The 6645-nt window shown below is 32.4% G+C and carries 7 protein-coding genes and 2 pseudogenes; 8 read left to right on the top strand and 1 reads right to left on the bottom strand.

All coding sequences use genetic code 11. The annotated features are described in order from the left end of the window. The first annotated feature begins 60 nt into the window (after positions 1-60). The 6 genes from JR312_RS05520 (at position 61) to JR312_RS05495 (ending at position 4651) form a co-directional block, all read left to right on the top strand. A complete protein-coding gene (locus JR312_RS05520) occupies positions 61-222 on the top strand; it encodes a hypothetical protein (RefSeq protein ID WP_167470140.1) in 162 nt (53 codons plus the stop codon). An 18-nt stretch (positions 223-240) separates the two neighbouring features. Then, on the top strand, positions 241-876 hold the full coding sequence (locus tag JR312_RS05515) for a DnaA ATPase domain-containing protein (protein WP_264330862.1): 636 nt from the start codon (positions 241-243) through the stop codon (positions 874-876). 371 nt (positions 877-1247) lie between these two features. Beyond that, positions 1248-2234, top strand: coding sequence for a tyrosine-type recombinase/integrase (locus JR312_RS05510; RefSeq protein ID WP_416647923.1), 987 nt, complete (start codon positions 1248-1250; stop codon positions 2232-2234). Positions 2235-2290: 56 nt separating this feature from the next. Then, entirely contained in the window at positions 2291-3016 is a 726-nt protein-coding gene (locus JR312_RS05505; RefSeq protein WP_416647922.1) for a lysophospholipid acyltransferase family protein, read from the top strand. A 43-nt stretch (positions 3017-3059) separates the two neighbouring features. Further along, the gene (gene rpsT, locus JR312_RS05500) at positions 3060-3329 is read left to right on the top strand and encodes a 30S ribosomal protein S20 (RefSeq protein WP_006013011.1); all 270 of its coding nucleotides are present in this window, start codon (positions 3060-3062) and stop codon (positions 3327-3329) included. A gap of 80 nt (positions 3330-3409) precedes the next feature. After that, complete coding sequence (locus tag JR312_RS05495) at positions 3410-4651, top strand: citrate synthase (RefSeq protein ID WP_264330860.1); 1242 nt, start codon at positions 3410-3412, stop codon at positions 4649-4651. A gap of 44 nt (positions 4652-4695) precedes the next feature. Here JR312_RS05495 and JR312_RS05490 read toward each other — a convergent pair whose 3' ends face one another. Then, a complete protein-coding gene (locus JR312_RS05490) occupies positions 4696-5229 on the bottom strand; it encodes a hypothetical protein (protein WP_416647921.1) in 534 nt (177 codons plus the stop codon). A 45-nt stretch (positions 5230-5274) separates the two neighbouring features. On the opposite strand from JR312_RS05490, the pseudogene JR312_RS05485 reads away from it, so the two are divergent. Together JR312_RS05485 and JR312_RS05480 are read left to right on the top strand one after the other, a co-directional pair. Next, a pseudogene (locus tag JR312_RS05485) lies at positions 5275-6336 on the top strand (hypothetical protein); the annotation flags it as partial. 10 nt (positions 6337-6346) lie between these two features. Next, positions 6347-6645 (top strand): annotated as a pseudogene (locus JR312_RS05480) (hypothetical protein); the annotation flags it as partial.

Here is a 6645-nt window from a genome sequence, read left to right as displayed (position 1 = left end):
CTCAAGAGAAGGTTCTCTACTGTTGGTGTCACCATTAAGAATGATGTCTCCTGAGGAATCATGAAGGACAAGCCGGTTCTAGAAAAGAAGAACTTAGATAAGGGGCTCAAGCGTAGTGTGGGGAAACCTGCATGCTGCGTTTCTAAGGGAGGGGGTAGTAGTAATACTGCTTCCTTACCTGACCAAGTAAATTCTTATGCAAAAATTATTATCAAAAAGTAGAAGTGTCAGAGGCTTTACGTGCAATTAAATTTATTTAGCAATAATCAAGTTGATTATTGCTGGCAAAACTATATCACCTTAGACGAAAATAAGCACGTATATAACTCAATAGTTAACGATTTATCTTGGAAATGCCTGATTCTTTTTGGACCTAACAGCTCTGGAAAAACTCACCTTGCTCATATTTGGCAATCAATAAACAATGCAATTTTTATTAATGTGAATAATTTTGTAAGCGAAATTAGGTATAGCGATGCGTTTATTTTAGAGGATGTACAAAACATTAAAGATGAGGAAATGTTGTTACATTGTTATAATTATATGAAAGAAAATGATAAGAGACTGCTAATCACTTCTTCAATTTCACCAAAAAAGCTTAACTTCAAACTAAGAGATTTAAGCTCTCGAATATTGTCAACTACCAGCGTAAAAATTTTGCCTGCAAGCGAGGAATTATTAAGAATTATGCTAATAAAACGATTTTCAGATAAACAGTTAAAAATTGATTTAAAAGTGATTAATTATATTCTAGCAAGAATAGAACGTTCTTTCCACAGCATTAATAAAATTATAGAAAAAATAGATAGTGAATCCATAGGATCAAATGTAACCATTCCTTTTATTAACACTTTATTAAAAAAAAGTGCCAATTGATTCCTTTTTTTGTAAGGTATTTATTATATATATTAAAAATTTATTAATACCCATACAATAATGAAGTTGAAATCACTATTTCTTTATGTTAAAATTATAATAAATACTATGATGTAATAAGAATAAACAGACATAGCTAAGGGATATTTTATACGATAGTAAAATTTACTCTACAGGATGTTTTTTATAGATTCAATGTTATAATTGAAATATGGTAAAAATAAGATCAAATTTAAAAAAAAGGTTAAAACAAAGGTTTGTAGTACTTACTTTATTGATAAATGCTTTGTTTATCTCATATTTTCTTATAAAAAACACAAAAAATACTTTCAATCAAATTATAGTCAAAGAAATAAATATAGGAGCTGATAATGAAAAATAAACAACTACAAAATAAAAAAGAGAATCTTTACATAACGTATTACATAGATACTTTGATTTCCGAAAAATCCTCTACACAAAATACTTTGGAAAGTTATCGTTCAGATTTACACCAACTTGAAAAATTTTTATTAGAAGGAGGCACTACCTTAGTTGGTGCAAGTAAAGCTAATATTAAAGATTATGTAAACTTTTTACGTACACAAAAGAAATATAAAACTAGCTCTATATCAAGAAAAATATCTGCTATCAAAAATTTCTATAAGTGCCTATTTAATGATGGAATAATAGACTTTAATCCAGCACCGGCTAATGATAATGAATTAAGAAATCCAAAGGTTTCCCTTCCTTTGCCTAAGTATTTAAGTGTTCAAGAAATATTTTTGCTCATGGAAACAGTAAAAAAATCAGTAAGCGGATCGAATAAAAAGATAAGCAGTAAAAGGCTATGTGCAATTTTAGATATCCTTTACTCTTCCGGGATGCGTATTTCTGAACTAATTAATATGAAGTTATGTGAAGTATCACATTTAGTAAACAGTAACGGTAAAGAAGGCTATATAATAATAAAAGGAAAAAGTGGCAGAGAAAGGCAAATCTTTTTTAATGAGCAAGCATTGCAAAGCCTTAAAGATTATTTATCAATTCGTGACAATCTGCTCCCTAACAACAAAAAATCTGATTGGCTATTCCCAGGTGATAAACCTAATAAACCAATTACAAGGCAAAGAGTTGGTCAATTAATAAAGGAATTAGCAAGAAAGTGCGATATTGATGAAAATAAAATCTCTCCACATGTGATTAGGCATTCTCTTGCTACCCATCTACTGAATAGCGGAGCAAATATTGTGCTGATACAAAAAATTCTTGGCCATACTAATCTTTCTACAACGCAAATATATACTCATATTGCTAACGAAAAGTTAAAGGACAAATTAGCTGATTCTCATCCTATTACTCAGATGATCAATAATTAAACTTATTGCTTTTAGTTTTGTAGTAAAGTTAAATTCAAATAAGTTTACGTGTGTTTGTGATTGCAAGTTTATTGTTTAATTTACTCCTTATATTATGGGAAATATTCTATACTTTAATTACTCTCCCTGTAATTTTCTTTCCTGAGTGTGTAATAACCATTTTCCTTGTTTGCTCGGTGAGAGTTGTATTATTCATGTTGCGTTTATTATGTGGCATTAAATATGAAGTGAGGGGAATGGAAAACATTCCTAAGCAACCTTTTATAATTGCATCTAAACACCAATCTCCATTTGAAACATTTATTTTTATACTACTCTTTAGAAAAGCAGTTTTTATTTTAAAACGTGAATTGAAATGGATTCCATTCATTGGTTTGCATCTCATGGCATTAAAAATGATTTTTATTAACCGCTCAGATGGTATTAGTTCTGTGCGTCATATCATGAAATTAGCAAAAGTGTGTATAAAAGAAAATAGAGGCATAATAATATTTCCTGAAGGTACAAGAACAACTATAAACCAAAATATAAAATATCAATCGGGTATTGCTGCTTTATATAGCGTATTATCTGTTCCTGTGTTACCGATTGCTTTAAACACTGGTTTGTTTTGGCCAAAAAGCATACTTTCTCTGAGAAAGAATCCTGGAAAGGCGGTAATAGAAATATTACCTCCCATATATCCTGGGTTAAACAAAAATGAATTCTTGCGAAGTTTAGAAAAAATCATTGAAGAAAGAAGTAGTAGATTAATTGCAGAAAAAACTGATATTGCAAATTAACAAAAAAACTTTATAATTAAAAGAAAAGTACAGGTATTAATATATGGCAAATCATAAGAGTGCTAAAAAAATGATGAAGGTAATAGCAAAGCGTACTTTAGTAAATAAGATGCGAAAAAGCAAAACTCGTACTGCTATTAGAAAATTGGTTGATATAATCAAGTCTGGTGATAAAGAGAATGTTGTCTTGGCATTTCGGAATGCTGAATCCAATTTACACAAATGTGTAAATAAAGGTGTCATTCATAGGAATACCGCTGCGCGTAAAATAAGTCGCTTAAATGCAAAAGTAAAAGCATTGATGACCGCTTAATACGGTTAATGTAAAGTTAGCTGTATTAATATATACTCTTCAGTTTGTATATTCTGTATAAAATTTAAGTAGCTCAAGTGATGGATAAAAAAGCATTATTGGAACTAAGTAATGGGTCAAAAATTGATCTGCCCGTATTAAGTGGAACAGTAGGTCCTGATGTGTTAAATATTAAGGACTTATATAAGAAGACAGGATTATTCACTTACGATCCAGGGTTTGTTTCTACAGCTTCATGCTCTTCTACAATTACATTCATTGATGGAGATGAAGGAGTTCTTAAATATAGGGGACATAATATAGCTGATTTGGCAGAGAATAATAATTTTACTGCTGTGATTTATTTATTGCTCTATGGTGAATTACCCAGTTCAGAGCAACACAAAAAATTTCTTCTCAAAATACAAGAATCATCCAAAGTATCAGAGCAAGTTACAAATGTAATCAAAGCATTTCCAAAAACTGCTCACCCTATGTCGATTTTAGTTGCATGTTTTGCAAATTTGTCAGCGTCTTACCATGAAATGCATGGCAAAAATGTCAATGGTGAAGATTTAGATTTTGGAATTTCTGCAATAGCAAAAGTTCCTGCAATTGTTGCAATGATTTATAGACATATCAACAATCAGGAATTCATAAATGCTAATAATAAATTAAGTTATAGTGAGAATTTCTTAAATATGATATTTGGCAGTGCTGTTAATAATACCCTTTTTGTAAAAGCTCTGGATAAAATATTTACTCTCCATGCTGATCATGAACAGAATGCTTCTACAGCAGCTGTCAGATTGGTAGGGTCAGCTGGTTCTAATCTATTTGCAAGCCTGTCTGCAGGAGTTGCTACACTTTGGGGTCCAGCACACGGTGGAGCTAATGAGGCAGTTATAAATATGTTAAAAGAGATAGAGCAAAGTGGAGATGTAGATAGATTCATTGAGAAAGCTAAAGATGATAAAGATCCATTTAAGCTAATGGGATTTGGACATCGTGTTTATAAAAACTATGATCCGCGCGCGCTTATATTAAAGGATGCTTGTCATGAGATTTTAAGCAAACTAGAGCAAAACAATGAATTACTTGAAATTGCAAAAAAACTTGAAGAAATAGCTTTAAAGGATGAGTATTTTATTACACGTAAGTTATATCCAAATGTTGATTTTTATTCAGGTATAATAATGAATGCTATTGGTATCCCTTCAAGTATGTTTACACCCATTTTTGCACTTGCAAGAACCACTGGGTGGGTTGCCCAGTGGTATGAAATGATAAACGATAAAGAAACCAAGATTTGTAGGCCAAGGCAGCTATACCTTGGCAAATAAACTTTCATTCACAATTCGTCCTCAAATAGTCTAATTTTCTTTAGCTATAAAATACAACAAGTTGATGTACGCTTTTTTGAAGAACATTGGTCAGGCTGTGATATAGAAGGTTGGTTAAATGTTGTTTTGGGCTTATTAAAAGAAGATCGTGCTGAAGAATGTCCAAAGCCACTATCTTTAGCCGAAGCATCACCCCCACCTTTACCTTCACCATAGTAGTCGGGCCTAAGGAATTTGCTTGAGTTTCCAGTATGTGATTTACCTATAGCTGAATTCTTAGGTGAACCACCAAAACCACTATCTGCACTTGGTCCATCTATCCCTACTTTTTCTTCAGAAGGGGCAAGAGTTTGTGGTTTCATAGCTGGCACACGCGCAGGATCAATGGACAGTCTATAATCCTCATTGATTACAGAGCTCTCTATGATCTTATCCATCACACAGTAAGAAATGTCTGGGTTAGCAAAATCTATTCCGTACAATCCTTTACTATCACTATTCAATAGAGACTTCTGCGAAGTATAAGCTTCAACATTATTTAATACATCCATACCAAACATATTATTAACGCGATTCACTTCTTCTTTTGTTAAATATCTATTACCATTACTACCACTTACAAAGAGAAGCAGTTATTAAAGAGAATTGATGAAAAAGGAACAACAAATTTATCGCTACTTGATACGAGAAAGAATGCCAATATTGCAGCAATAAATAGCATTAGTAACAGTCATAAAGATGGTCTTAAAGGTTTAGTAGAAGATTTTCGTGCTGTTAATAATGTACCACCTGGCTCATCAATTATTGGGGAAATAGAAACTCGTGATAACCAATTAAAAACATCCCTGATAAATGAGGTAAAAACTCGGGATGAACAGTTAAAAGTGTCTCTTATAAATGAAATAAGAAAGCGCAACATGGTTGAACCAGGGTCATTACCTTTCTTATTTGGTGTACTTGGCAGAAAAAATAATTATTTTGGCCACGGAACTTTTACGACAGAGCTTGGAAAGTGGAGTAGTGATATAACAAAAACTGACTATATGTTACAACTACTAGCAGGTAGCCATACGTACAATACAGATTACGTTAGTTTTTATCGGCCAAGACAACTAAGTTTTATAGAGGGAAGTAAAGGAACATTTATTTACGGAGAGTTATGCATAAAAAGTTTTTCGGGTAGTTATGATGAGATATACTATTACCCGTATGCTGCACTTGGAGTAGTATTTGTAAAAAATACAACCAATGTGAACATAAATAAGACAATGGAATTTGTTGGATCATCGTATTCGAGTACGGAGTATGGGGGAGCAGGATTATTTGTGGGAACTCCTGACAACACTAATTCTAATAAATCAAGTATTTCAAAAATAGTATGGAAAAATGTTTACCAATACACAAGTTCTGATAGCAAGTTAGCCGGATCTGGTAATGTGGAGATTCCAGCAGGAAAAACAGTTGCAATATTACTTTACACATTATCTTACCTGTATTCCAGAACACAAGTTAGTCAAGGTATGCTTGCATCAAATTATGTACACAACTATGGTCAATTTATTCAGTGGGGGATTTATAACATACGTAGCAATGTTCTAACTACAGGGCTTGAGGTAGATGTGGAAAGGACGCTCAGGGGTTGGCAATGTCCAGGGTTAGAACGAACTGATCAAATATGGCAATGAGGAGGAATTTGTGACTATTTATATACGTTTTGAAAACCACAAGCAGATTGAAACAACAACACTTGAAAACAAGCCAACTGGAAATGATTGGTATGAAGCACCAAAGAATTTTGACTGGCAAAAAAGTTATTGTTTAACAGAAGGAGAGAAAATTGTTGAAAGGAATAAGGAAGATATTGAGCTGGAATTATTGGAAAATGCGAAACTTTCTGCACTTGATAGTGTGCGTTTTTATTTTAATAACTATACTAACGAATACGCTGGAAATTCTCACCAAAAAGCTAAATCGTATCAAATACAAGAAAAAGC

This window comes from Wolbachia endosymbiont of Nasonia giraulti (assembly GCF_048054155.1).
Classification (GTDB): domain Bacteria; phylum Pseudomonadota; class Alphaproteobacteria; order Rickettsiales; family Anaplasmataceae; genus Wolbachia; species Wolbachia pipientis_C.
This window is presented reverse-complemented; position numbering and strand designations above follow the sequence as displayed.

Coding starts and splice junctions, on each gene's coding strand:
- JR312_RS05510 (WP_416647923.1), top strand. CDS start 1,248: ATGAAAAATAAACAACTACAAAATAAAAAAGAGAATCTTTACATAACG.
- JR312_RS05495 (WP_264330860.1), top strand. CDS start 3,410: ATGGATAAAAAAGCATTATTGGAACTAAGTAATGGGTCAAAAATTGAT.
- rpsT (WP_006013011.1), top strand. CDS start 3,060: ATGGCAAATCATAAGAGTGCTAAAAAAATGATGAAGGTAATAGCAAAG.
- JR312_RS05520 (WP_167470140.1), top strand. CDS start 61: ATGAAGGACAAGCCGGTTCTAGAAAAGAAGAACTTAGATAAGGGGCTC.